The organism is Alteromonas ponticola (genome assembly GCF_012911815.1).
Taxonomy (GTDB): domain Bacteria; phylum Pseudomonadota; class Gammaproteobacteria; order Enterobacterales; family Alteromonadaceae; genus Alteromonas; species Alteromonas ponticola.
Map to the genome: position 1 here is coordinate 100,715 of NZ_JAATNW010000006.1, position 24,231 is coordinate 124,945.

Below are 24,231 nucleotides of genomic sequence, written 5' to 3' on the forward strand. Positions count from 1 at the left end.
TGTACGCTACCAGTGGGTCTATTTACTGGCAGTGGTGATAGTGCGGGTTACGGTAAACGGCGTAACAGCACTGATGTAGCCGGAGACCTGCAAGGTATAGGTGCCTGGCTGTTCAAGCCAGTAGCTTAACTTTTCCGGGTTACCCAGGCTGGCACTGGAGGCCACTGTTTCTCCTGCCGCATTCAACAGATAGAAATCGAGGTCGGCAACCCCGGTCCAGCTCAACTCAGCATCAACATTAATGTCGGCTTCGGTGGTCTCAAACACAAACTCCTGCACTTCCAAATTTTCAGCTGAAGGTCCCATTGTACCCTCTTCGGTGGTGGTGACCTCGGTATAGGTCACATCACTTTCCATTAGATCGCCATCAATTTCCATAGCATCGAACAGAATATCTTCATCACCAGCATGGATTTCGACCTGGTTAACGAGCTCATCACCCAGTCCTGTGAATGCAACCGTAACCTGTTGTGGATTTTCCTCACTGGCGTTAGCGCTTTGTACCCTGGCGCTTCCAATGGTTTTTCCGTTCGATACGACACGCACGTCACTGTCATCATCATCGGTGACTAAGAAGTGCAAACGAATGCGATCACCACGCACGCTGGCTAAAATAGTGCCTTCATCATCATCAACCTCGCGGTACTCTCCGCCAGAAGCCTGGCTTGAGCGACCGTGCTCCCAGTCTCCCACATAGGTAAGACGTGGATCATTATCGTCCACCATGGTCCACTCACCCTGACTGGCCCACTGTGTATCGCCGGCTAGAAACTGCGCGCGTTCACCCTGCGTTTCATTAGCTTTATCAATTGCTGCCAGCACATTGATGTAACCTGCGCCTACCTCGTGGGGTAAGTAAGACATAGGGTCAGCGGTTTCTTTGATGATACTTTCGATTTGATCCGGCGATAAGTCGGGGTTTACGCTAAGCATCAAGGCTGCGGTACCCGCTACAAAAGGCGTCGCCATAGAGGTGCCACTGATCGTATGGTAATACAGATAATAGTCAGGATGCGCCGGGTCGACTACAGGCCCCATCGCGCCGATCGCTGTATTGACCGCTCGCGTAGACGTGATAGCTGCACCGGGTGCGGTAATGTCAGGCAGTTTTTCTGGGTGGTCTGCAACACCGCGGCTGGAAAAGTCAGCCAGTTCTTTGTCTTTCGTTCCCGCGGCAACGTTAATTACCCACGGCGCGATCGCATACTGGTTAAGGGTATCTTCTTCAGGGCCCGAATTTGATGCGGCAAATGACACCACCATGCCTCGTTTATAAGCTTCAAATGAGGCCTGGTTGATTGGGTTATTAGGGTCAAACTCCATGCCATCACCGCCACCCCAGCTGTTGGTGATAATATCAATTTCCAGACGTTCCTGATTGGTGATTGCGTAATCGAAACCTTGCAGACCAAACAGGATATTCAGGCCTTCCCCGGCACCCAGGCCAACCAGCTTGGCACCTGGCGCGATACCATCGTGATAGAACGCGCGGCGCTCGTCATTCGCCGATGCCGCACCCGAACCCGCTACAGTGCCGGCAACGTGGGTACCGTGCCCTGACGACGTATCGCTGTTAGGAACGCCTTCAATAAAGGTGGTGTTACCACCGGTAAGATCGAGATCACCGACAATTTTGACGTTTTCAATCACCGTATCACCAAATGTCAGATCGGGGTGGGTACCATCCACACCCGAGTCCAGTACGGCAATCACTGAGCCTTCCCCAGTAACACCATATTGATCCTGAACATAATGACCGCCGGTGATTTCACCCGACTCGTAGTTGTAGTATTCCAGCGGCGAATTTGCATAAACGCTGACCACAGCAGGGTTTTCTTTCAACTGCTCAATTTGTACACGAGTAAGTGTGGCGCCTGCCATCGGCAAAGTTTGCAATCCCAGATAGGGGACTGCCAATGGACGCAGCACGCTATCGATATCAGCATGCTCGTCGAAACTGACAATCACATCATAAGTTGGTTTAGGAGTAAGCATATGCTTAGATAAACTGTCGCCGATTATCGCGTCAGCTTGGACGTGACCAGCGCAAATAAGGCCAGCCATGATCAGGTTTAATTTGAGTTTCATATTCGTCTCCGAAAGTGAGCCCTGTTGGGTACACGTTCAGATTCGCAAACGGCAACAAGAGTCGCTATGGGGGGTTACCCCTAGGTGGCATTTGTGATGCAAGAGAGAAAACGGCTATGGACATTCGTTTACGTGAGACGCGAGGCTTCTTTATTCCCGGCCGCTGAGGCGGCATCGTGGTTGTCTGAGGCAAACCAAAATTTACCCTCGCTTAAGCCAATGATTAAAATTTTGTAATCCTGAAAAGTGCAGAACCTTTGCCTGTATAGTGAAAAATAATCTGGCCCTGCCCGGCTATAGCGTTTTAAGATACTCAATCAGCGCCTCTTTATCGTTGTCGCTTAATTGCGTGCCAAAGAGATGCCCTGCATTACTGTTGCCTTTTTCTCGCGTATTCAGCAGTGACCCGGTTCTTTTCGCTTTGTCACCCTGTGCAATAAACCCCACATTGTGCTTATCATATACATCGTAACCGCGGTAAAAGCTGACTGAACGCTCTTCTGGCGGTGCCAGTAATTCACGTAACGTGGGTACCGAACCATTGTGTAAATAGGGTGCACGCAGCCAAATGCCGTCTAAAAACTGGGCGACATAGCCGTTTAGCGTCGCTTCTACCAGCCCCGCTCTTTCTATGCCCAATTCGCCCACCACCTGATTGGCTTCGATGGCGTTTTGCTTGCTCCAGGTGTTCAGGCGTGCCGGGCTGGTGCCAACCTCTGCTAGTGGAATGGTTTTACCGGTACGCTCGCTGGCATGACACTGTGCGCACTCCTGTTTGAAAATGCCTTTGCCTTGTTGTGCCAGTTCGCGGTCAAGGTTAAATGGCCACTTTGGGGGGGGCAAATTGCGTAAATAATCTTCCAGCCATTTTACTTCTGTCAGAAAAGCGTCGGTGTTGTGAGGCTCTGCGCCCAGAATACCCAGCGCTGAATCAATAATTACCGAGTAAGCATCGTGGGTTGCGCCATCCCAATTCAGGTTTAATGCATCCTGATCATACTTTTTCAAATTCCAGATAGCGGGCACGTCTGCAGGTCCGTACGAGTCGTCCATCGAAAGGTTAAGCATGAAATATTTAGTCAGGTTCATGGGGTCGTCGCGTCCCCTGCCCCAATCGGGGAAATCGTCGCGGAACATCCAGGCAAACTGGGCTTCCCGTTCGATTAGCCTTTTTTTGGTAATGGGAATAATGGCAAACCGGTACAGCAGTGAATCGATGAATGAAAGGTCGTGGATCATGCCGATTTGTTCAAGAATATTGTCGGCGTTAAAGCGAGGATCTTTTGCGCTCTTTATCAAAAACGTAAAAATACCTTCAATATCTACTGTATGGCCTGCGCCAGCCACAACATAAACAGGATTGGCTGTGTCACTTTCGCGATACTGCGTGGTGTGGCACATCGCACAATTATTCCCTACTCTGGGAAAGCCCACGGTTTTTAGAGTAAATCCGACCGGTAACGCTTGTCCTTCTTCCCAGGGAAGGCCTAACGAAGCGTAACCGCCATTAGCGGGCAAATATTCGGGAAACATCTGCGGTAATACCATATAAATCCAGTAAGGCAACCCGGCGTCATATTCAGAACCAATTGAGCCGTATTTAAACCGCATTTCCGGTGTCGCGCTGACCCAGTCGGGTTGCGGTACATCGCGAAACAATTTGTACCAGGCGACCCCGCCAAGTACGAGTCCTGAGAGCACTAACAGAACAAACAGTATCAGCCAACCGCTGGTTTTTCCGGTCGCCTTGTTAGGGCCAGTATTTATCTGCAGCATAGTTCCCCCCATGCATCATGTGCTAAAAGGTTTTTAAATATTCGATAAGGGCATCTTTTTGTTGGCTTGACAGCAAAGTGCCGTATTTTGCGCCCTCGTGGCCCTGATTGCCGTTGCCATCCACTGTCGTATCAAATAAAAATAAGGGTCTGGCGTAGGCATGCGTTTCATCACTGACAAAACCGAGATTGCGCTGATCGTAAACATCATTACCGCGATAAAATTGGACCGGACGCTGAGCGGCGGGCGTGAGCAGATCGCGCATGTTGGGTATAGAGCCATTATGCAAATAGGGTGCTCGCAGCCAGATCCCATCCAGCGGCATGTTGGCATAGCCGTTCGTTTTTCGAAATCGCTTGAACCGGTGTTGTTCGCTGGTGCTGTATAAGGTTGCTTGATTTTGCGCCAGTTCGCGGGTATACGAATCTAAACGCCATCTGTCAGTAGCAATATCCTCAATGGGTTGCACGTGACCCACGTAAGTGCCGCTGAAATCGCGGCCAGACTTGCCATGACAGTCCGCGCAGTATTGCTGGTAAATTGGTTTTCCCTGTCGGGCCAGGGCGTTATCAATGGCGAAGGGATACGCCGGGGCGGGCAGGGTCAGTAACCAGTCTTCAATGCGCGATAACGCGGCATGGTCAATATTGGTGGGGATCGCACCTGCCCCAAAGGCGGCCGATAAATTGCGCTCTTCTACAGTGTCATTATTACCATCCCAGTGCAGTTCCATGGCGTTACCGTCATCGCGCTGCTTGCGTAATCCCTGATTCCAGATGGAGGGGAAATCGGCCGTGCCAATCATTTCTTCGCGGGTGGCTCTATCCCAATCCCAATTAAATACCGCTTTTGCAGCATTGAAGGTATCAACCCGACCCGGGCCCCATTCAGGCTGTTGTTTATAAAAGCCTAGCCGGGCTTCCAGCAATGCCAACCGTTCCTGTGTCAGCCATATCGCGATAGGGTAAACCAGATAACGGTCAAGCAGATCCAGATCTGCCCCTAGCGATATTATCAAGGGGATAATGTTGGCCCGGTTGAATTTCTGACTGGACATACAGCCAAAAAAGTTTTTTTCAAACTGCATCAGGCGAAAGCGATTGGCTGGCATGCCCAGTACCAGTTTAGGCTCCGCATCGGTTGACGCACGGACTGTGCTGGTATGACACACCGCGCAGTTCATAAATACACGGTCTAAACCGAGATGACGTCTTGTAGAAATCCCAACGGGCAGACTCTTGCCTGGTTCATATAGCATTCCCAAAGCTTCCAGGCCGCTATCGTCCGGTCGCTTGTCCGGCAGTAGCTCCGGGCATAAATGAGGTACAGCCTGCCATAGCCAGTAGGGAATACCTAAATTACGTTCGCCACCTAACGAACCGTATTTAAAATGCATCTCGATATTATCGTAACTAACCGCACGATCCGTTAAAAAACGATGAGCCAGATAGAGGCCTGCAATGATGAGCAGACAGAGCATCAACAAAAGAATGAGTTTGCCTTTGCTAACCTTGCCCATGGCTTACCCGTTGCCAGCATGACTGTTTAACGCGAAATCCAGGATACGTTTTTTACCCCACCACACTTTGCCCAGATAAAGGCCATCCTCGATTTCACGGATTTCGTCACGTACTTTTTGCGCCAGAATTGAGGTTGAACTGTAGTCGATAACAATCGTTTCTTTGCCGTCCATCCAGCTTTTATCACGGTACACTTTAGCGACAATCATGCCTAAGCCAATCGGCAGCACTTTATTCACCAATATGCCGCGCTCAAAATCAGGTGGGAAAATATCAAATACTTTGCCTTGCCAGGCCAGTGTTCGGGCAAAGCGGGCCAACATCTTCGCTCGTGTTGAACCGGCGACTATTGCGGTGCCCCGGGTATCACCCCGCGGTAATGCGCCAGCAGCATGACTGGTGTAGATCTCGTCCAACTCTTCGCGACTTAATTGCAGCCAGTACTCAATGGTTTCGTTCATGTTGGTCGGCTCCCTGGGCCAGCTGGTGGTATTGTTTTTTGCGTATTTTTGCAGGTTTATTGCTGATTGTTTCTGAAACGTGAAAGTGCGTAGTACACGTGCTTACGAACATAATTCATTCTTCCCAGTGGCTTGTGTTCAGGCAGACTTTGCCAGGGATTAAATTCAGTCGTTTCGCACTGCCGGATAGCGTCAGCCGAGATGAAAGGCTGCTGCTTGATCAGCAATTGCGCAACCGACACCAACGGCGACGCCTGTTCGCTCCATTTGGCGGCGGCATCTTCAATAGGCATGTCGTCGTTGTTGGTCTGACGTTGCACCATAAAGTTGAAGCAGACATCGGTAAGCGCCAGGTGCTGGCGCATAGCGGCGCGCAGGTAATTATTGGTAAGCTCGTCGGGCAGTTCGCTTTCGAAGTTAGAACAGGGTTTAACCGCATACTTTACCGCCTGTTGGCTGCCTAACTGATACGGAGTGGTGCTCCAGTAGACAATATCAAAAGGGCTGGTGTGATGCTCGCGGGCAACCAACAACGTATACAGACTGTCCCAGTTAGTGGGAGTGAGTAAATGCCACAGCACCCGATCATCCCGTTGCGCTTCAATAAACGCCAGAAATTCTTCCGGCGTTGAAGCAAACAGCACCGGGTGACTATTCAGTAAAAAATCCTGATAACCTGACTTGCCCCATACCGGTTTACCCACCACGTCGCTAACCCGAATGGACAAACCACGTAAATCCTTTTTAGCATCATCCGTGGTACTGGCACTGGCAAAGCGTACCAATGCCGGATAACTAACCGGGCGGGCGAACAGGCCCTGTTTCAGTTCAGGTGAGATAGCTTCGTTGACCGTAAAGGTAGCATTAAAACAGCCGAGCGATTTCGCCTGATTGAACCGCTTCATTGACTGATCGGCATAGCGTTGCTGTACCACCTGCTTTATCGCCTTTTCCATTTGTAGCGCTAAATCGTCCTCATTGCCGGTAAAGCTTTCACCAGGAAAACTTTGTGCGGTACTGAAAAACGAAATTAACAGTAAGACAAGTAAGGGGGCAGTCACATTCATGCTCACATAATTTCAGGTTAATCTTGAAAAGCGGGGTCGCTTTCTGCCCCAGGGCGCGGCTTCCATGCCAGCGAATAGTAGTCACCGCGATCCCGAGCCCAGGGGTCAAATACGTTGACCACCGGCATCAACTGCTCGTTAAGTTCGGGAATATTGCGCAGCAGCACCCGTTTGAGCGGCGACACGGCAACCGTATGGCCGTTAGACTTTTCCGGCTCGTTGCATTGCGCCAGACCATCATTATTTTTTTCCAGCTCAAACGGGCATTCATCCAGTGGGCCATTGTGTAATACCCATTCATACCCTAAGGTCGAGTAAAACTCAGGGCGGAAACTGGAGGTAAAGAAACGGTCGCTGAATAAGCGCCGTGACGCGTTGATAATAAAAATATGAAACTGTGTCTCTGAAATAGCGAAACCGTGCGGACGGGTGTATTCGGCCAGCCACCCCACCGCCAGATCAACATCTTCGATATTATCTACTTCACTGCCATCAGGCGCGCCGTGACAATCGTTAATGGGCTCGCCGTTGTCGGTTAGCTGCGCATCGCTAATTACTTTGCTGGCATCACACTGGTGGGTGCCAAAAATTTGCCTGATTTTGGCAACCACGTCTTCCTGTGCGATACGGTTAGGATCGCTTTTATCCAGTCGCTGATCGATAAAATCATCGTAGCTGGTCAGGGTTTTTAACCCGATCTGGCGACGAAATTCGTTGAAACGGGGCACACCCCGCTCGCGATCGCGAATGATATCCAGCGCCACGACATCAATTTTTTTGCTGGGCGAATCAAGATGCGGCATGGGCAGGTTTTGTAAAAAGCGCGGGTGGTTTTGCAGGTGCAGCGCACCTAAACGTTGCCGGCCCATGGCCAATGCCCAGTTCTCCAGACCATATTGACGCATTTGTGCGGTTGCTTCGCCACGCACTGTGCGCATTACTGGCACTTTGGCGTTGATTTGGTTGGCATCCTGATAATTACGCATTTCGATAAGATCGGGAACCAATGGATGCAGGCGATAAACGGAGGTAAATTCCTCAGGAAAGTTGAAGGGTGAACCAAAGTGATTCACCCCACCGTTAACGTGTTCAGGGTTACTGATATCCCAATTGTCTTTTTTCCACCACAATGCACCTTCATGCCGCGCATTTTGTAAGCCAAAAATCCCGGCGCCAGAGGCAAATACCGAATACCAGGAATTGGCTTTTTGTGGCTCATCCTTGTCTCGAAACACGCGCGCCAGCCAGTTTGACATGCGGCTGAAATAGTTTTCTTCATTGTGGGTAATTTTTTTGATAATTGAAGAAACCTGACTGCTTTCTTCAAGGTTAAACAATCCAAACCAGTTTGAGTTCATGCCGCGATACAAGGGATCGTTATACAGCAGTTGCGTGGTCCATTCGATGGTGTGAATTTTCGCGATCATCGCAGACACCACCAGCCGTGCCGCGTTATATAACTCTTCGTCGCTGACCTGACTGTAGAGAATAGCCTGTTGCGGCCGATCAGGGTGGCGTAAACCCGAATCACGATTAGGATGGGCTTGCTGCATGGCGCGAAAGCGCTCGACAAAATAGTTATGCTCGCGCACAAACAGGTTGTGATAAAAGCTTAAGCCAATATTCCAGTTGTCAGGAAATGCGGTAGCTTCCTGGCCCTGCCATTGAGGCTGCACTGCACAGTCATCGCTGCTGTTGGTGTCACAGGGTTGTAACACGGGTAAATAGCCATCGGGCAAATGCAGTTTGGCGTTATCCTGTGGATCACGAATCACTCGTTTATGTGATATGGCATCGTAACCATAAATTTGCGACGCATCCCACCATGCTGTGGTAGTGTTTTCAGTGGTCATATAGGCGCGTTTGAGGTACCGCTCATTGTTATGCCTAAACGTTTCTGGCTCACTGTGCTGAGCAATCAGCGCCGGCTCCATGCGATCGCCGGGCCGACAACCAAGCGCTTCTGCGTGATCGGTTTTACACCCCACCGGCACCAGTTTAGATTGATTGCGCCCTTCTTCCAGGTGCGAAAACCAGTCATGAGTCATAAACTGGATCCAGAATGCAGCCAGCACATTAAAAAATGGCGCTTTAATATAATCGCATTCATCGCTTATCGCATTGTTGCCGGATCCCAGACCATCATTGCAATTATTATTTTGCTGTTGTTGACGACTGAACAATGTGCGCGAAATCAATTGCGGATCAGGGGTGAGCAAGCCCAAGCGCATTCCGTTTTCGCTGTCGCTATGCCGGTTGCGTGCTAACTGATTTTTGCCTAGGCGTGGATAGGTAGACGCGAAGTCCACATTGCGCGCGAAATAAGTACCGTTCGCCCCCATTTTGGGATTGTACAAATCATTACAGATTCCACTGAGGGTGCGATGGCGAATTAATTCGCCACTGCAGCGTTGCTCGCCCTCGCCACCTACCGCCTCATAGAAAGGATCGTCTTTATCCAGACGCATTTCATTCCATACTTTTATGGCGGGTCCTTCTTTATTGCCACGGCCCTTGACGTAGTCCTCGTAGGTGTAATTATCAAACAGGTTGAATTTGATCAGCTCGACACGTTGGTACTCTAAATCCATTAACGAGCCATCAATGCCCCGGCCGTTGGGTTTAAGGTGTTCGCCAAAAATGGTTTTCGCTTTGCTACCTTCTTTCAGCGATGACGCATCGCCCGTTGCCCAGTAATTTGACCAGTCGACCCAGGGCGTAGCCCGATATTGAGCCGCTTTTTCGCCACCACGGCAGCGCGCAGTATCTTCGGCCACCTTGCCAAGAAAGCGCGTTTGTCGATTTTCATCAATAGGCCGAAACCCGTCTTTTACCATATCGATGCAGGCGCGATTGTCAGATTTTTGCTCTGCCACTACTGTGCTGGAAACACAACAAGACATGGCAATGAAGATTGCCAAAAGAATTTTTGCAGCCATCCCCGGTACCCCTCAGTGTGATTGGTATTATGGTTTGACAGCTAAGGTAAGGCACTTGAACAGCGAGTAATCCTTTACTGACGTCAGTAAATATAGTTTGTTTTTTGTACAGTTTGTAGTGGTGAGCTATATTTTTTGCAGAAACGTTTGCTGACTTAGTTTTCAACACGTCATAGATAAAAATATCCTTGTTGCACGACAAAACCACCTTCCTGCTTTTACGGTATAAGCAAGTAGCAAATCAACCTGGAGTAGATAATGAAAAAAATTTTTCTTGGGTTACTGGTAGTTATCGCCGTCATTGGTGGCATCGTCTGGTATGTGATGAGTGGCGCTAATGAGTTTTTAAAATCGCAAATTGAGGAGAAGGGCAGTCAATATTTGGGCACTACCGTAAGTGTCTCAGGTGTGGATCTGATTTTCCGCGAAGGGCGACTGGAAATAAGCGAGCTGGAAATTGACAATCCGGAGGGCTTTAGTAACGAGGATGCCTTGAGCGTAGAAGGGCTGGCGTTTGATTTAGGCAATTCGCTTCAAGAGCCCTACCATGTGCAGGAACTGACCGTGAATGCGCCTGAAATGCTGTATGAGCTCAATGCAGATGGAACCGGCAATTTAATGGTGCTAAAAAATAACCTGCAGGCGCATCTGCCTGAAAACAAGCCAGCGCAATCCAGCGGTGAGCCTGCCCCATTAGTTATTGTCGATAGTGTGACAGTGGCAAATACGAAACTGACCCTCGATTTTGAAAAGTTTGATACCAAAGGGGTGCAGCTGAATAAGAAAACATTTGAGGTGACCTTGCCCACATTCAATGCCGGGCCCATCGGTCAACCTGATGGCATGCCTGCTGACCAGGTCGGTGCTGCGATTATCAACAACATGCTGGATAACGTGATTGCAGAGGCGAAAAAGAAAGCCCGCGACGTGGCTAAAGAGGCCGCCAAAGAGAAGTTTAACGAAGAGAAAGATAAGTTGCTGGATAAGGCAGACGAGAAAATAAAAGATATTCTGAATAAGGATTTCTAACGGTTAACAGCGTCTGATATCGCTAAAACGAATAGAGACCACAGTATGAGCTGCGGTCTCTATTGCAAGTTAATGCGCCTGTTCAAAACTGACTTTAAGCAACTCGACATTATCGCGAAACTCTAATGTCTGCAATTCACCTTTACCTTCGACATTGATGGTATTGATTTGCGCTGGCCATAAGTCTCTCAATGCATCATGGCGCACCCGTAATCCTTCAAGTGACGGCGGTTGCTCAGTTTCCTGATACACCCAAAAGTGTTTGCCTTCAACTTCAAAACCCACCAACTTTAACGCCAGCGACTGATCCTTGCTGTCAAACAGGCTAAAACGCTGGGCGGCATATTCTGCAAAACGTTGCTGGGTTTGTGCGTCTTTCAGAATATCAGACTGCTTATCGAATAATGTTTTAACCGCATGCTCAGCGTCATGCAGATTAAAACGATGCATGATTTCGATGTTTTCGGTGCGTGGATTAAACAGCACCGTCGAAATCGCAGCTTTAATCTGATGTGCACTGGCAATGCCGGTGGTCATCAACAGCAGGGCAACAATGCCCCACTGGCGCAGTGAAAAATGCTTACTCTTTATCACCGTTTTCATCGTCCTGCTTAAGTTCAGTGGTGATATCGTGCATGATATCGCGACGTACTTTGTCGGTGCTTCGCTTCGACTTGTACGCTTCGATACGTGAAGGCACGATGCGACGTGGATAATGGTTATTTTGCACGTCTACATCAGCCGTTTCCCAGCGAGGGTCAACCGTCACACTGACCAGTTCTTTGTCTTTGTCAGTGATAATCAGCTTGCTGACCGCATCAGGCGTGCGACGCCAGATTTCTGCAGGGATACGCATCATTTGCGTGCTTTCATCAGCAAACGTCAGCTCAAGAATGATGGGCATCACCAAACCGCCTTTGTTGCTGAAATCGAGCACATAATAATTTTTGTCTTCTTTGACCGCGCGCTCGAGGGCTTTTAATTCCCAGGGCTCCAGGTCTTTCAAAAACTTCTTGTACTGATTACGTTCTTTGTTGGTCACCGTGTACTGATCGTTGTCATCGTAGAAGTCTTTGATGTCTTCGAAGCGATCAACCCACAGCGTTTTGCCTTCCTGTTGGTTGCGTTCAACCGTCAGCGACAATGGCTTTTCTTTTTCCTGCTGGCGCTCACGGGCGAAGTCGATGTCCGGATCTTTGGTATCTAAACGTAACTTGCTAACGCTGTCTAATGAAATATCCACGTGATCAGTGCTATAGAACCATCCACGCCAGAACCAATCCAGGTCAACACCAGAAGCTTCTTCCATGGTACGGAAGAAATCAGACGGCGTCGGGCGTTTATACATCCAGCGCTGGGCATATTCTTTAAAAGCGAAATCAAACAGTTCACGGCCTAAAATAGTTTCGCGTAAAATGTTTAAGGCAACAGCGGGCTTGGTATACGCATTGGGCCCCAAATTCCATACCGAATCAGACTGCGTCATGATCGGCACCTGATTTTGCGACTTCATATAACCAACAATATCCCGTGGTTCGACACCCCATGGGATGTCTGGATCCCACTCACGTCCTGCAACCCCATCCAGGAAGCTGTTTAACCCTTCATCCATCCAGGTCCACTGACGCTCATCAGAATTCACAATCATCGGAAAATATATGTGACCAATTTCGTGAATAACCACTCCAATCAGAAAACGTTTTTCAGCCAGTGAATAGGTACGTGAACCATCATCCTGTAATTCTGTACGCGGGCCGTTAAAGGTGATCATGGGGTATTCCATGCCGCCAACCGGGCCGTTGACTGATTGCGCTACCGGATAAGGATAATCAAAGGAGAAGCGTGAGTAGACTTCCATGGTATGAATGACCGATTCGGTGGAGTACTTCTTCCACAAATCCCCGCCTTCTTTGGGATAAAAAGACATCGCCATTACCGTAGGCTGAACATCGCCACCCTGCTGGTAGCCGCGTGCGTCCCACATAAATTTACGTGAAGAAGCCCAGGCAAAATCTCGCACATTGTTGGCTTTAAAGCGCCAGGTTTTAGTTTTATCGGTACCGGCTTTTTCGTTTTCCAGTGCTTCTTCTGCAGTCACGATAAAAACGGTTCGTTCGGCAGTTTTGGCTTCTTCAAGGCGCTGTCGCTGGGTTTTGGTCAGCACGTCCGAGGCATTTTGCAGCTCACCGGTTGATGACACAATATGATCAGCGGGTACGGTGATTTTGACGTCGTAATTACCAAATTCTAAGGTAAATTCGCCGCGGCCGATAAACTCTTTATTAGTCCAGGCTTCGTAATCAGTATATGCCGCCAGACGTGGAAACCACTGAGCCAGCAAGAAGATGTCGTTGCCACCCTCGCGCGCATCATCTGGGAAATGCTCATAACCGGCGCGGGCCGACACCGCATCTTCTTCTACGATATTAAAACCAAAATCGATAGAGAATTGCGTGCTTTGGCCTGGCTTTAACGGCTCTGCCAAATCAACGCGCATCAAGGTACCCACAATCACATGATGCAGATCCTGACCTTGTTTAGAGGCCACTTTCTTAATTTGGTAACCCAGTTCGTTGTCATCGACAAATTGCTGTCTACGCAGTGCGCCCAGGCTGATTTTAGCCGGCTCATCACCCGAAGCTGACTGGGTAGCTGGTCCGCGATTGCCAATGCCACCAAAGGTGGTAGTAAGCGCAGACATCGAATCATCGCGGAATTTATTCTGGTCTAACTGAATCCACAAATACTTTAACGTATCGGGTGAGTTATTTTTATAAGTGATGGTCTCGCTGGCATCGACGCGACGTTTGTCCTCGTCCAGTTTCACATCGATGGAATAATCGACTTTTTGTTGCCAGTACTGATGCCCCGGCTCCCCCGCAGCGTTTCTATACACATTAGGTGTAGGCAGAACTTCATCCAATTGGCGGAATTTGTCCTCAAAATTACCTTTAGTCTGTTTTATTGCTGCATTGGCGATGGGCATAACGGTTATTCCCACTAGTGGAATTAACCAGGCCCAACGTAAATTTTTAATTCTCATTCCCCGTCCTTTATTAATGCGAGCCAACGGCTCTGGATACGACAGGCTCAAGCCTGTTCGAAAAATTGTGATAGGGTAACAATTATTTCGGGTGTGTTGCCAGTTGCTGACCGTTAAAGGTGGTTAATTCATCGACATAAAGACGAAATGAAGCACGCGAGCCGCTTTGTAAATTCAGTGACTTAAAGTATGCTTGAGATATTCTCCAGTAAGGGCTAGCAATGTGTTTACATGGCAACGTGCAGTAATCAAAGTCGGCAGTTCATTAATTGCGCCTGACAGCATCAGCTGCAGTGCCACCTATTTGTTGGCCATTGCACAATTCATCACTGCCAGTCGTGATGCTGGTAAGGAAGTGTTAGTGGTTTCGTCCGGCAGTGTGGCGGCCGGGCGTAACAGCGTAAAGGTTAAGCATCTGCCTTCCATTGCGGAAAAACAGGCAATGGCAGCAATAGGCCAGACCCGCATGATGGCTAACTGGCAGCGCTTTTTTGACTTTCCCTGTGCCCAGGTACTGTTAACTGCCGATGACCTGCGCGATCGCACCCGATATGTGAATATTGCCAGCACCATCCGTGAGCTGCTTGCCCACCAGGCGTTACCCATTATCAACGAAAACGACACGGTGGCAACCGATGAGCTTAAGGTGGGCGACAATGACAATTTGGCCGCTTACACAGCGCTCGTGGCGCAGGCCGATACCCTGATCATTTGTTCAGATGTAGACGGCTTATATTCGGCTGACCCCAGAGTTAATCCTCAGGCCACCCTTATTCCTGAACTGGCTGGGGTTGATCAGTCGATTTATCAGTTAGCCGGTGGTGCGGGCAGCAATGTCGGTACCGGTGGCATGCAGACAAAGTTGCAGGCCGCCGAAAAGTGCATGCAAAGTGGCATACAGACCCTCATTGTAAATGGCCGTAAGCCTGCCGTTTTTGAAGCTTTGCAGCAAGGCAGGGCGATGGGGACGCTGTTTAAACCTAAGCAATCCTGTCGTCGTGCGCGGCAGTTATGGATAAATCACACCCTAAAAGAAAAAGGGCAGGTACATATCGACCAAGGCGCGGCAACGGCGTTAGTCAGTAAAGGAGCATCATTGTTACCTTCGGGTATTGTAGGTTGCGAAGGCGCGTTTAACGTAGGCGATGCGGTAAGCATAGAATGTAATGGAGTAAAAGTGGGCAAAGGTTTGGTGTTGTTTTCAGCGGCCGAGCTGGCGCTGGCGAAAGGGCGCAAAACCAGCGAGTTAAATCAGCTGTTAGGCTATCCGTCCAACGGTATCGTGGTTCACCGTGATGATATGGTGGTGTTTTAAATGCAAAAGCTCACTGCGGTTATTCTGGATTATGCTTCGCTCAAACCGGCCACCTTAGATGTCTCCGTAATGGATAGCATGGACGTCAACTTTGTACTGCATGAGCACACCAGTGCCGATGAGGTAGTAGCGCGCATTCGTGATGCACACATTGTACTAACTAACAAAGTGCAGTTAACTGTGGACGTTCTGAAGCAGGCGCGACAATGCAGATACGTAGGTGTGCTGGCGACCGGCACCAATAATGTTGACGTGAAGTGGTGTGAGAACAACGGCATCACAGTAAAAAATGTCAGTAATTATGGCAGTGCAGCGGTGGCTCAGCACGCGTTAATGTTAATGCTTAATCTTGTTACGTCTTTTTCTGCTTATCACAGCGATGTACGACAGGGGCGCTGGAGCGAATCGTTCCAGTTTTGTCTGAGTCACCATCCGGTTTCGTTGCTTGAAGGTAAACACGCTGTACTGGTGGGCAGTGGTGCAATAGGGATGAAGGTGGCAAAGCTGCTGCAGGGGTTTGGCGCAAAGGTTACCTTTGCCGCCCGACAAAACGCGGATAACGATTCACGCCCGGATCTCGACACGTTATTGCCAACGGCAGATATCGTCAGTTTACACTGTCCATTAACCCCATCCACACAACAGCTAATGAACGCCCGTCGACTAGGCCTGATGAAGTCGTCAGCATTCCTGATTAACACTGCAAGAGGTGAATTGATAGAGGAAACCGCGCTGCTGGCAGCATTGAAGCAAAAGCGCCTGGCCGGGGCAGGTCTGGACGTACTTAGTGCTGAACCACCTCCGCCAGACCACCCGCTGATTCAGACAAATTTACCCAACCTGCTGATTACTCCACACAGCGCCTGGGTGGCAAACGAAGCCCGGCAGACGCTGTTTGACACCGCCATGTCACACCTTAACGCCTTTGTTAAAGCTGATTGATTTTTTTGTTCAGCTCATAAGCGGGTTCGGTCACTATCGTTTCCAGTGTTTCGATACGACCTTTCAGGGCTGCAATCGTATCGTTATTAGATTTTTTAATTCCTTTAGGTTTTTTAGGCTCGAACGGATTGACGTTCTCGCCGTTTAACCAGGCAAAGAAATTTTTGTTCCATTTAGCATCAATGTAGAGCACGCTTAACATCGCACCAACAATTGCCAGTAATACAAATAAAGTGAGTAAACCGCTCATCTACGTTCTCCAGTTAATTAATAGGATTGCTGTTATTGCTATCAGTCGTCCGGGAGAAAAAAATATTACACAGACACTGTAATTTTTTTTTATAGTGGGTGACTACATCACTACCGTTAATAAAAAACGCAGAAAAAGCGAATAATAATAAGTGCACAGTGAAGGTTAGTTTTAATCAGGTCTGGGACCAGTACGGGCCACTACTTAGCCGAGTGGCCAGCAGTTACGAAGCGAATGATGCGCTAAAACAGGAATTGCTACAGGAAATTGTCATTGCGGTATGGCAGGCCCTGACGCGCTTCGAGGGGCGCAGCAGCGTTAAGGTCTATGTGCTTAAGGTGGCGCACAACCGCGCCGTTAGCCACGTCGCCAGCCAGGTTCGCCAACCCGGGGTGGAAGAACTGGATGAGCAGGCCCATTCGCTGCAGTCACCTTCCTATAACCCCCACGCTCATGCAGAACAGCAGCAACAGCTGGACCGGTTGCTGGCAGAAATTCGCTTATTGCCACTGGACCAAAAGCAAGTAATCACCCTGTCTTTAGAAGGGCTGACTTACGACGAGATTGCCCAGCTAAGCGGGCTTACGCAAAATCATGTGGGTGTCATGATTAATCGCATCAAAAAGTCGTTATCCAAGAGGTTAAATGACGATGAAGGATAAGCACAACCTTGAGCAGCTCTGGCAGCAGCAACCTGTTCAGACCGTCGATCTTGAAAAAATTGAAACACAAGTCAAAACCCAGCGCTGGAAGCAACGTTGTTACGCGGTATTGGATATCGCGTCAATGATACCCATAGCCTATATCTTGCTTTTTATGCAGGACAAAATGTCCACGCTGGCGTTTTCTCTGGTCGCGTTGGTGGGACTGGTTGCGCTGATTTATATAGCGCTACTGATATTTTACCGACGCCACGCCGCTTTTTCTAAGACAGCGACTACCCAGGACTATTTGCACTTACTACGCAGGCAAATTCACAACAATGTACTGATAGCCCGTCTGACCAGACACTTCAGCTGGGTAGTTTTGGTTTTCATGATGGCATTTTATGGCATACTTTACTGGAATAATGAGCTGAAGCCTGAACGCTGGCAGATTTACCTGATATCCCTTGTGATAAGTGTAATTGGGGTAATCGTTTGCTATGTTTGGGCACATCGGCGAGAAAGACGTTTTGCTGCTGAAGCCGCACGTCTGAACGCTTTGATAAATCAAGAGTAAAAGAAACAGTTAAACGCAAACTAGTTGACGGGATAACCATGAAAGACATCGAAAAGTTACTGGATAACAACGCTGAATGGGCGCAACGCACACATGATGCTGATCCTGAATTTTTTAGCACACTCTCCAAGCAGCAAACGCCACAATATTTATGGATTGGGTGCTCTGACAGTCGCGTACCGGCCAATCAGATTGTTGACTTACTGCCCGGTGAAATTTTCGTACACCGTAATGTAGCCAATATGGTGGTGCACACTGACTTTAACTGTTTGTCGGTGCTTCAATATGCGGTAGACGTATTGAAGGTTAAGCATATCATTGTCTGTGGACACTACGGGTGTGGTGGTGTGGAAGCGGCCATGGGGGATCAGCAGTTCGGTTTAATTGACAACTGGCTCGCCAATATCAAAGATATTTACGTCAAGCATGCAGATGAAGTGAACGCACTTCCCAAAGAAAAACGCTCAGCGCGCTTGTGTGAATTGAACGTAATGGAACAAGCCCGCAATGTAAGCCGCAATAACATTGTTAAAGATGCATTAGCACGTGGTCAGGAGTTGCATATTCATAGCTGGATATACAGCCTTAAAAACGGCCGCATTACCGACCTTAAATTCAATCCGTAAGCTCGCCGTTCAGCCAGCTATCACTGCTCTTTTCTGAGCCTCTCATCGATAGCTGGCCTGCCTTCCTCACCCAGGAAAAACTGGTAATACAGATCCAGCGCATACTCTGATTGTTGCTCAATAGTGGCTTGCACCGCTTCAAGAAACAGATTTTTTGTCAGTTCGTACCTAAGAGCCAAATCCGGTGGACCTTGCCGTCTTCTCAGCGCCTGACTTGAGCTGTCTTCTTTGCTTAGACCCACATCAAAATTATACTCTACCGATAATTTATCGTTAATTTGTCCGGTCACTGATAACTTGGTATCGTTGCCACCCGGGCTTGAGGTGGTGCCGATGCTTAGGTTTTCGATCCCCAGTGATTCGCCCACCTGATTGGTTAACGAGGTGGTGCGGGACAAACCAAAACCCACCAGCAGTGCTTCGTAATTGGGATCCTGACTCTTGGTATCTGGGCCGCGCCCATTCAGCAGATATGATAGGACCGCGCCCTGGTTCATCGAAGGAGTTGAGAACAAGTTCACGTTCGGACTATCCGCGGCACCGTCAATACGTATGCCGGCAATTACTCCGTCCGCCGTTTTATCTGGATTTCTAATCGCTTCAATTAATAAAAAAGGCTGGTCTATGGGGCCATTAAATTGCACTTCGCCCGTCTGGATCAGCAAGTTTTGCCCGTAAGCCTCGTAGCGTCCTTCTAAAATTTGTAAGTCACCATAACCCACCACAGCGGGTAAGGTGTTTACCCTGATCGAACCGTGCAAATTAGCGGTCAGCCCAAAGGCGTCAAGCTTCACTTCTCCCTGTTTGGCGTCATCAATTTTAACCTGTACGCTGGCGTCAATGATATCCAGGGGATCCTCTTGTGGTGGCTCGCCCCGTAAATGCACATCTTTAGAGGGCGCTACTGCATTTTCGGGCAGTTCCTCCACGACAATGCGCGCCCAGGGAATATCAAGTTCCCCGGTCACTACTACATTGCCGGGCTTCATCGAAGCAGATAAGTCGGGCGACACTTTTAGCGTTGCCTGACTATGTTTGACATCAAAACGCTCGCCTTTGAGCTGCACATTCACTTCAGGTGAAGACGACCAGTTAACGTCACCAGATAGCGAACCTTTGCCTTCACCCAGCATGAACTCGCCATTAAAGGTGGCTTGCTGTCCATCCAGTTCAATGTGCTGTTGCCACTTACTGATGGTGACGGGTGAATCCTCCACATTCATTGCCCCATTTTTCAAATCAATTTCACCGTTAAGTGACAAGTCATTCAATTGACCCGCGAGGGTGATCTGACCGTTAAGATTGCCGGTTAACTCGCGTATGGCTGGCGACACAGGCTTTAGCGGCGCCACGTTAATGTCATTGAATACGACTTTGCCGTTAAAGTTACCCTCTGCCGATAACGGTGTTAAATTGATATCGCCTTTGAACTCGCCCAGTTCGGTGCTGGTCACCAGCATTTTGGCCGTCAGTTCATCGTCTACCGCCTCACCGATCACACTGACTTTGCTCAGGGTCAGGGTGACCGGGTTTACCGCGCCGACGGTCCATTGGGCCGGTGTGACCTGAACGCTGAAATTTGCATCCAGCGGCGAGTCCTGCCCGTAATTGCCAGCGCTTTGAATCGACAACAGTGAGTCAGGCGTTTGCGGAAACACCTCCGGTAAAAATTCATGTGCCCACAAGCCTAAAGGCAGCCCTTTCGCGTCTAAATTCCAGAACCCTTTTTTGTCCCGGTAAAGTAAATCGTTCATGCATAGCTGGCCTTCTTTGCGTGAGAACCAGCAATTTTCAGATGCTTTGACAATTAACGGGTCGGCTTTAAATGCCACGTCAAAATCACTTTGCAATGACCATTGGGTATTAAACGCGCCAATCTCGCTGGATTTGACGTTGGCCTGCCAACTTTGTGTTTGGTTCTTCCAGTTACCTACCATAGCGAGTGCGACTTTATGCTCTGGATAGCCAAGGTTAATATCTATCGCATGTTCAGCGAGGTCACCCTCAATCTTCAGGTCGCCATTAAGCGGCCCTTGCTCTGCCACAAACGCATTAACACTGGGCGATAACCGCACGTCGTTAAAAGATAGGTTGGCTAGTGCCTGCGGATTTTGCCAGTTACCCGACGCATCAATTTTTCCTTTAACGCTGCCACTGGCACCGGCGTACAGCGAATTGATCTCGGCTAAATCGATGAACACATCTGCGGTTAAGTAGCGCTGATTTAACAGCTGTCCGGCAAAGCGAATGATATTATTTTGTTGAGTCAGGGCTCCGGTGGAAACAATCAGGTCGCTGGCTTCTGAATAGACCAGTGAGCCGGTCAGGGAAAGCGGAATTTCTGTTTGGGTGGCGGAGAGGTTGAAATCTGCCACGCTGACTTCAAGGCCTTTTGCGCTATATTGCAGTAAACTTGGAATGGTGCCATTGATATCCGTGGGCCCTTGAGCAAGCAATTTTGCGGTATTGAGAGCAGTTAATTGGGTACTTCCCTGCCAACTAATTGAATCACTTAAGTACAAGGTACCCGAATTGGTGATCTCACCGTTTAATAACTTAAGGGTAAGTTTGTTAACCGCAACGTTGGTGCGGGTGATGGTGGCGTCGACAGCTGCGGGGATAATGCCGGTTTCAGGCATCGTTACCGCGGTGTCAGCAAGCAGTTTGTAGGCACCCATCTCTCCTTGCAGGTTCAGTGTACCCTTGTGCAGTTTACTTTCGGCAAGTGCGGCAATCTCTTGTTCTGGCCAGCTTACCTTCAGGGTAAGGGGCAAGTTGTCGTTTAGTACATTTACGGATAAGGTGGCATTGGCGGTATAGGTGCCTGTGGTGCTCGCATCAATGGTTAAATTATTCAGCGCCCCATCCACTTCCAGTTGCAGTGTTTGTTGTACGTCTTGTGTTTGTATCTTTGAACCTGCCAGCAAATCGATACGGTAGTTTTCGTTCAGGGATGCCTCGATATTGAGGTCAAGTGTTGCCATCGGGTGCTTGACGAACAGGTCTTTTAACAACACATCATGCTGCGCAAAGCTCAGGCGTTTAAATTTGATCTGATTGATCACCTGTTCCGCCTCACCGGTTTTCAGCTTTAACGTATTAAAGTCAAAACCGTTTATTTCAATGGGAATGGGGGTGCTGATGGCAGGTAATTCAGGTGATGAATATGCCAATGTATAATTTGTGGGTTGTGCCGGAGGCGGAGTGTCAGGGGCAGCCAGCGCAATTTCCAGGTTGTTTCCTTTCACACCTGCCAGTTTAATACGCTCATGCGCACTGCCGCGGCCCTTAAGTTGTTTAAGTCTGATTGTTTGGTTCGCCATCTCAACTTTAATATTATTTAGGTCGAATGCCTGCACGCCAATAGCGACAGGCAGTTCAATCGATGCCGCTGAGGGTTCGCTGCTGTCAGGTTCAGTGACAACTAATTGTTTTACGTCAACGCCGGAAAGGGAAAGCCGTTCGATACAAACCTCGGGGGTGAAAAAGCAGCCAAATTCAAACGACACATGCCCTTTCTCCAGCCTTACCTGCCAGGCATCATTCTTCCACGCAAGGCCACCTACATTGAGTTCATTGGTTAAACTGCCTTCCAACGAGTTAATCTGTAACTCAGGTACGCTGTACTCTGCTACCAGTTTTATCAGCGGCATGCTTAGCGGGGTTAACAAAAACAGGATAAGCGCCAGCACCAGCAGCACGGGCGATAATGCGAGCAGCAAAATATTGCGCTTCTTCATAGTTCAGGGCCCAACATAAAGTGAATTCGCCAGCCGTCTTCATAATCGGAAAAGCCCCAGGCAAAATAGAACCTGACCGGGCCAAACGGCGAAATCCAGTGTACGCCCGGGCCAACACCGATGGCGTAATCAATATTGCCACTGATATCATTGGTGGCGGTTCCCATATCAACAAATGCCGCTGCGCGCCAGTTGTCCTTAAACTGGTAGGCGTATTCGATACTTTGGGTGGTGAGGTATTTTGCGCCGATAGTCGCTACCACCCGTTCGCCGGTTATAGGGTTGAAAACATCTTCGCGAGGCGAAATATCTCGGTAGGCAAAGCCTCTCACGCTTTGGTCACCACCGGCAAAAAAACGCAACGAGGCTGGGACGCGCTCGAAGTCGTTGGTTTTAATGGCTCCCAGCTCTGCTCTGGCCACCCAACGATGTTTACCATAGGTACGAATGATTTTTCCTTCGACACCGCCTTTCATGATATCGATGTCAGACAGCAAATCTTCGCGACCAATCTGGAAATAGCCTTTCACGTACAGCCCTTCTGTTACATTCAGCAAATCGTCTTTATATAAATAGCGAATAGCGTAGCCGGGCATAACCAGTTCGGTGGTACGGGGAATTTCGTCGCCTTGCGTGTAGTTTTCTTTAAGGTAGGTGACTGACCCATCCTGTTGCCAGGGTGAATCCGGTTGTTGCCAATACCTGTGGGTGGATACCGAGAGAGTTTCACTCTCGGTAGCGGTATTGGAGTACTCAATGAACTGGTAACCCGCTTCTACACTGACATAATCATTCGAGATATTTTCCATGGGAATGCGGTAATCCATGGTCAGCGATTGCTCTGGACTTGATAAAAATAATTCAGAGTTAATCGAATGACCCCGTGAGTTCACCCATGGCCGCTCCCAGCGCAAGCGGATCCGCGGGCCGGTGTCAGTAGCGGCTCCCACCCCGACATTGAAGGCATCTCGGGGTTTGTGCAAAACCGTTACTTCGATCGGCACAACATAATCAATCGCTTTATTGACCACCGGGCGCGCAATGACCCGATTGAAGTAGCCTGACTGGTTGAGGCGTCGATTATACTCAGTCAGCTTTTCTGCAGTGTAGGGTTCGCCCTTTTCAAATGGGGTAATGCGCTCAATTATAGCGACAGCTTTATCCTCGCCCACGATGCGGATGCCACCAAATTTGTAGCGGCGACCACTTTGCGCAATCAGCAAAATATTGGCTTCACGTTGTTCTCGAACCAAATCCAAACGTGTGGCCTGCCAGTTAAAATCAAAATAGCCGTGTGACAAAGCATAATTAAACATCGATGTCTTAAAGGCTTCATACGTTGGCTGCACCAGGGTGTCACCCGGTTTTAAGCTAAACGCATTGAAACGTTTACGAAATGCTTCATCCTGCCGTCCTTCACCGATGATTTCCCGGGTAACGTTGGCAATTGTCAACGGGCTGTTGAGTGAGATTATCAACTCCACCCGTTCATCGCTTTTAACTTCGACCAGAGTATCGCTGTTGTAATAGCCAAACGGTTCAACCGCAGTAGCCACTGTCGTTGCAACTTGCTCTCGCCAAAATGGATCGGTCAGGCTTGAAGGTTCAATGTTTAGATTATTGAGGTGCAAACGAATGTTATCTTGCAGTTTGTCGTCGTCCACACCTTTAATGTCGTATTCAAGGGCGTACGACGAAAAACTGCTAAACAGACAACAGAGAATGACAACAATCATCGCCCTGGGGGTTGGCTGAATACGACAATGGAGGAAATTGCTGCCTCTTGATAGCGAAAAGTACACAGTCCTTAGTCTCTTATACCCTGTGGTGGCATGAAAGCACCGACGCAGAAAAAACGTATTGTAACCTGATTCTGAAGAACTTTTTTACTGAGTTGATAAAAAACAGCGGCTTTAACATACATAGGCTCAAAAATAATATTGGAAATAAAGAACGTTAGCTGTGATGGCATCTCTTTTTTACTGCGATAATGAAGGAAAGGATTGCCCTGTTTTAGCTAAATCGAGCTTATCGCTTTCCACTAATTTTATCTGCTTATTTTCCATCAGGAATTAAGGTCAGTTTCCAAAAGCAAAATAATTGAGTACAGTAAGACATTGAAAAATAGGTTACTCCACACACCATACAGCAAGGAAGTTTAAAGAATGGATACATTGACTGGAGCTGAACTGTTCGGCTTCGCCTGGAAAGTTA

At 48.8% G+C, this 24,231-nt stretch carries 17 protein-coding genes; 6 read left to right on the forward strand and 11 right to left on the reverse strand.

Features of this window, described 5'->3' with window-relative positions; translation table 11 throughout:
* Nucleotides 1-18: 18 nt before the first annotated feature.
* From HCJ96_RS11715 to HCJ96_RS11740, 6 genes are all read right to left on the reverse strand, one after another.
* Nucleotides 19-2,088 (reverse strand): S8 family peptidase, encoded by a 2,070-nt coding sequence (locus tag HCJ96_RS11715; protein WP_169211257.1) that lies wholly within the window; start codon nucleotides 2,086-2,088, stop codon nucleotides 19-21.
* 294 nt (nucleotides 2,089-2,382) lie between these two features.
* On the reverse strand, nucleotides 2,383-3,864 hold the full coding sequence (locus tag HCJ96_RS11720; protein ID WP_169211258.1) for a c-type cytochrome: 1,482 nt from the start codon (nucleotides 3,862-3,864) through the stop codon (nucleotides 2,383-2,385).
* Between the two features lie 22 nt (nucleotides 3,865-3,886).
* On the reverse strand, nucleotides 3,887-5,383 hold the full coding sequence (locus HCJ96_RS11725) for a c-type cytochrome (RefSeq protein ID WP_169211259.1): 1,497 nt from the start codon (nucleotides 5,381-5,383) through the stop codon (nucleotides 3,887-3,889).
* Between the two features lie 3 nt (nucleotides 5,384-5,386).
* On the reverse strand, nucleotides 5,387-5,845 hold the full coding sequence (locus HCJ96_RS11730) for a hypothetical protein (protein ID WP_169211260.1): 459 nt from the start codon (nucleotides 5,843-5,845) through the stop codon (nucleotides 5,387-5,389).
* A gap of 56 nt (nucleotides 5,846-5,901) precedes the next feature.
* A complete protein-coding gene (locus HCJ96_RS11735) occupies nucleotides 5,902-6,912 on the reverse strand; it encodes a catalase family protein (protein WP_169211261.1) in 1,011 nt (336 codons plus the stop codon).
* Nucleotides 6,913-6,929: 17 nt separating this feature from the next.
* The gene (locus HCJ96_RS11740; protein WP_169211262.1) at nucleotides 6,930-9,851 is read right to left on the reverse strand and encodes a peroxidase family protein; all 2,922 of its coding nucleotides are present in this window, start codon (nucleotides 9,849-9,851) and stop codon (nucleotides 6,930-6,932) included.
* A 258-nt stretch (nucleotides 9,852-10,109) separates the two neighbouring features.
* On the opposite strand from HCJ96_RS11740, the gene HCJ96_RS11745 reads away from it, so the two are divergent.
* The gene (locus HCJ96_RS11745) at nucleotides 10,110-10,880 is read left to right on the forward strand and encodes an AsmA family protein (protein ID WP_169211263.1); all 771 of its coding nucleotides are present in this window, start codon (nucleotides 10,110-10,112) and stop codon (nucleotides 10,878-10,880) included.
* A 69-nt stretch (nucleotides 10,881-10,949) separates the two neighbouring features.
* On the opposite strand, the gene HCJ96_RS11750 is transcribed toward HCJ96_RS11745, so the two are convergent.
* Together HCJ96_RS11750 and HCJ96_RS11755 are read right to left on the reverse strand one after the other, a co-directional pair.
* The gene (locus HCJ96_RS11750; protein ID WP_211162807.1) at nucleotides 10,950-11,483 is read right to left on the reverse strand and encodes a DUF6702 family protein; all 534 of its coding nucleotides are present in this window, start codon (nucleotides 11,481-11,483) and stop codon (nucleotides 10,950-10,952) included.
* A complete protein-coding gene (locus HCJ96_RS11755; protein ID WP_246261383.1) occupies nucleotides 11,461-13,866 on the reverse strand; it encodes a M1 family metallopeptidase in 2,406 nt (801 codons plus the stop codon). Before HCJ96_RS11755 ends, HCJ96_RS11750 begins: the two co-directional genes overlap by 23 nt.
* Nucleotides 13,867-14,146: 280 nt before the next feature.
* On the opposite strand from HCJ96_RS11755, the gene proB reads away from it, so the two are divergent.
* Nucleotides 14,147-15,238 (forward strand): glutamate 5-kinase, encoded by a 1,092-nt coding sequence (gene proB / locus HCJ96_RS11760; protein ID WP_343034709.1) that lies wholly within the window; start codon nucleotides 14,147-14,149, stop codon nucleotides 15,236-15,238.
* The gene (locus HCJ96_RS11765) at nucleotides 15,239-16,180 is read left to right on the forward strand and encodes a D-2-hydroxyacid dehydrogenase (RefSeq protein WP_169211266.1); all 942 of its coding nucleotides are present in this window, start codon (nucleotides 15,239-15,241) and stop codon (nucleotides 16,178-16,180) included.
* Here HCJ96_RS11765 and HCJ96_RS11770 read toward each other — a convergent pair.
* Nucleotides 16,167-16,430, reverse strand: a complete 264-nt coding sequence (locus tag HCJ96_RS11770) for a hypothetical protein (protein ID WP_169211267.1) — start codon at nucleotides 16,428-16,430, stop codon at nucleotides 16,167-16,169. The genes HCJ96_RS11765 and HCJ96_RS11770 overlap by 14 nt on opposite strands.
* Nucleotides 16,431-16,588: 158 nt before the next feature.
* Here HCJ96_RS11770 and HCJ96_RS11775 point away from each other — a divergent pair, with 158 nt between their 5' ends.
* From HCJ96_RS11775 to can, 3 genes are read left to right on the forward strand one after another with little or no spacing between them, the layout of a single operon-like run.
* Nucleotides 16,589-17,092 carry a sigma-70 family RNA polymerase sigma factor gene (locus tag HCJ96_RS11775; RefSeq protein WP_169211268.1) on the forward strand — a complete coding sequence of 168 codons (504 nt, stop codon included), beginning with the start codon at nucleotides 16,589-16,591 and terminating at the stop codon, nucleotides 17,090-17,092.
* Nucleotides 17,082-17,651, forward strand: a complete 570-nt coding sequence (locus HCJ96_RS11780) for a hypothetical protein (protein ID WP_169211269.1) — start codon at nucleotides 17,082-17,084, stop codon at nucleotides 17,649-17,651. Before HCJ96_RS11775 ends, HCJ96_RS11780 begins: the two co-directional genes overlap by 11 nt.
* Nucleotides 17,652-17,689: 38 nt before the next feature.
* Nucleotides 17,690-18,277, forward strand: coding sequence for a carbonate dehydratase (gene can, locus HCJ96_RS11785; RefSeq protein ID WP_169211270.1), 588 nt, complete (start codon nucleotides 17,690-17,692; stop codon nucleotides 18,275-18,277).
* Nucleotides 18,278-18,297: 20 nt separating this feature from the next.
* On the opposite strand, the gene HCJ96_RS11790 is transcribed toward can, so the two are convergent.
* Together HCJ96_RS11790 and HCJ96_RS11795 are read right to left on the reverse strand one after the other, a co-directional pair.
* Nucleotides 18,298-22,017, reverse strand: coding sequence for a translocation/assembly module TamB domain-containing protein (locus tag HCJ96_RS11790; RefSeq protein ID WP_169211271.1), 3,720 nt, complete (start codon nucleotides 22,015-22,017; stop codon nucleotides 18,298-18,300).
* On the reverse strand, nucleotides 22,014-23,753 hold the full coding sequence (locus HCJ96_RS11795; RefSeq protein WP_169211272.1) for an autotransporter assembly complex protein TamA: 1,740 nt from the start codon (nucleotides 23,751-23,753) through the stop codon (nucleotides 22,014-22,016). Before HCJ96_RS11795 ends, HCJ96_RS11790 begins: the two co-directional genes overlap by 4 nt.
* Between the last annotated feature and the right edge of the window lie 478 nt (nucleotides 23,754-24,231).

Excerpts from the sequence above, each read along its gene's own strand:
- HCJ96_RS11770 (WP_169211267.1), bottom strand. The coding sequence starts at position 16,430 with ATGAGCGGTTTACTCACTTTATTTGTATTACTGGCAATTGTTGGTGCG.
- HCJ96_RS11725 (WP_169211259.1), bottom strand. The coding sequence starts at position 5,383 with ATGGGCAAGGTTAGCAAAGGCAAACTCATTCTTTTGTTGATGCTCTGT.
- HCJ96_RS11730 (WP_169211260.1), bottom strand. The coding sequence starts at position 5,845 with ATGAACGAAACCATTGAGTACTGGCTGCAATTAAGTCGCGAAGAGTTG.
- HCJ96_RS11720 (WP_169211258.1), bottom strand. The coding sequence starts at position 3,864 with ATGCTGCAGATAAATACTGGCCCTAACAAGGCGACCGGAAAAACCAGC.
- HCJ96_RS11740 (WP_169211262.1), bottom strand. The coding sequence starts at position 9,851 with ATGGCTGCAAAAATTCTTTTGGCAATCTTCATTGCCATGTCTTGTTGT.
- HCJ96_RS11780 (WP_169211269.1), top strand. The coding sequence starts at position 17,082 with ATGAAGGATAAGCACAACCTTGAGCAGCTCTGGCAGCAGCAACCTGTT.
- HCJ96_RS11745 (WP_169211263.1), top strand. The coding sequence starts at position 10,110 with ATGAAAAAAATTTTTCTTGGGTTACTGGTAGTTATCGCCGTCATTGGT.
- HCJ96_RS11715 (WP_169211257.1), bottom strand. The coding sequence starts at position 2,088 with ATGAAACTCAAATTAAACCTGATCATGGCTGGCCTTATTTGCGCTGGT.
- HCJ96_RS11790 (WP_169211271.1), bottom strand. The coding sequence starts at position 22,017 with ATGAAGAAGCGCAATATTTTGCTGCTCGCATTATCGCCCGTGCTGCTG.
- HCJ96_RS11755 (WP_246261383.1), bottom strand. The coding sequence starts at position 13,866 with ATGCCCATCGCCAATGCAGCAATAAAACAGACTAAAGGTAATTTTGAG.
- HCJ96_RS11795 (WP_169211272.1), bottom strand. The coding sequence starts at position 23,753 with ATGATTGTTGTCATTCTCTGTTGTCTGTTTAGCAGTTTTTCGTCGTAC.
- HCJ96_RS11765 (WP_169211266.1), top strand. The coding sequence starts at position 15,239 with ATGCAAAAGCTCACTGCGGTTATTCTGGATTATGCTTCGCTCAAACCG.
- HCJ96_RS11735 (WP_169211261.1), bottom strand. The coding sequence starts at position 6,912 with ATGAATGTGACTGCCCCCTTACTTGTCTTACTGTTAATTTCGTTTTTC.
- can (WP_169211270.1), top strand. The coding sequence starts at position 17,690 with ATGAAAGACATCGAAAAGTTACTGGATAACAACGCTGAATGGGCGCAA.
- HCJ96_RS11750 (WP_211162807.1), bottom strand. The coding sequence starts at position 11,483 with ATGAAAACGGTGATAAAGAGTAAGCATTTTTCACTGCGCCAGTGGGGC.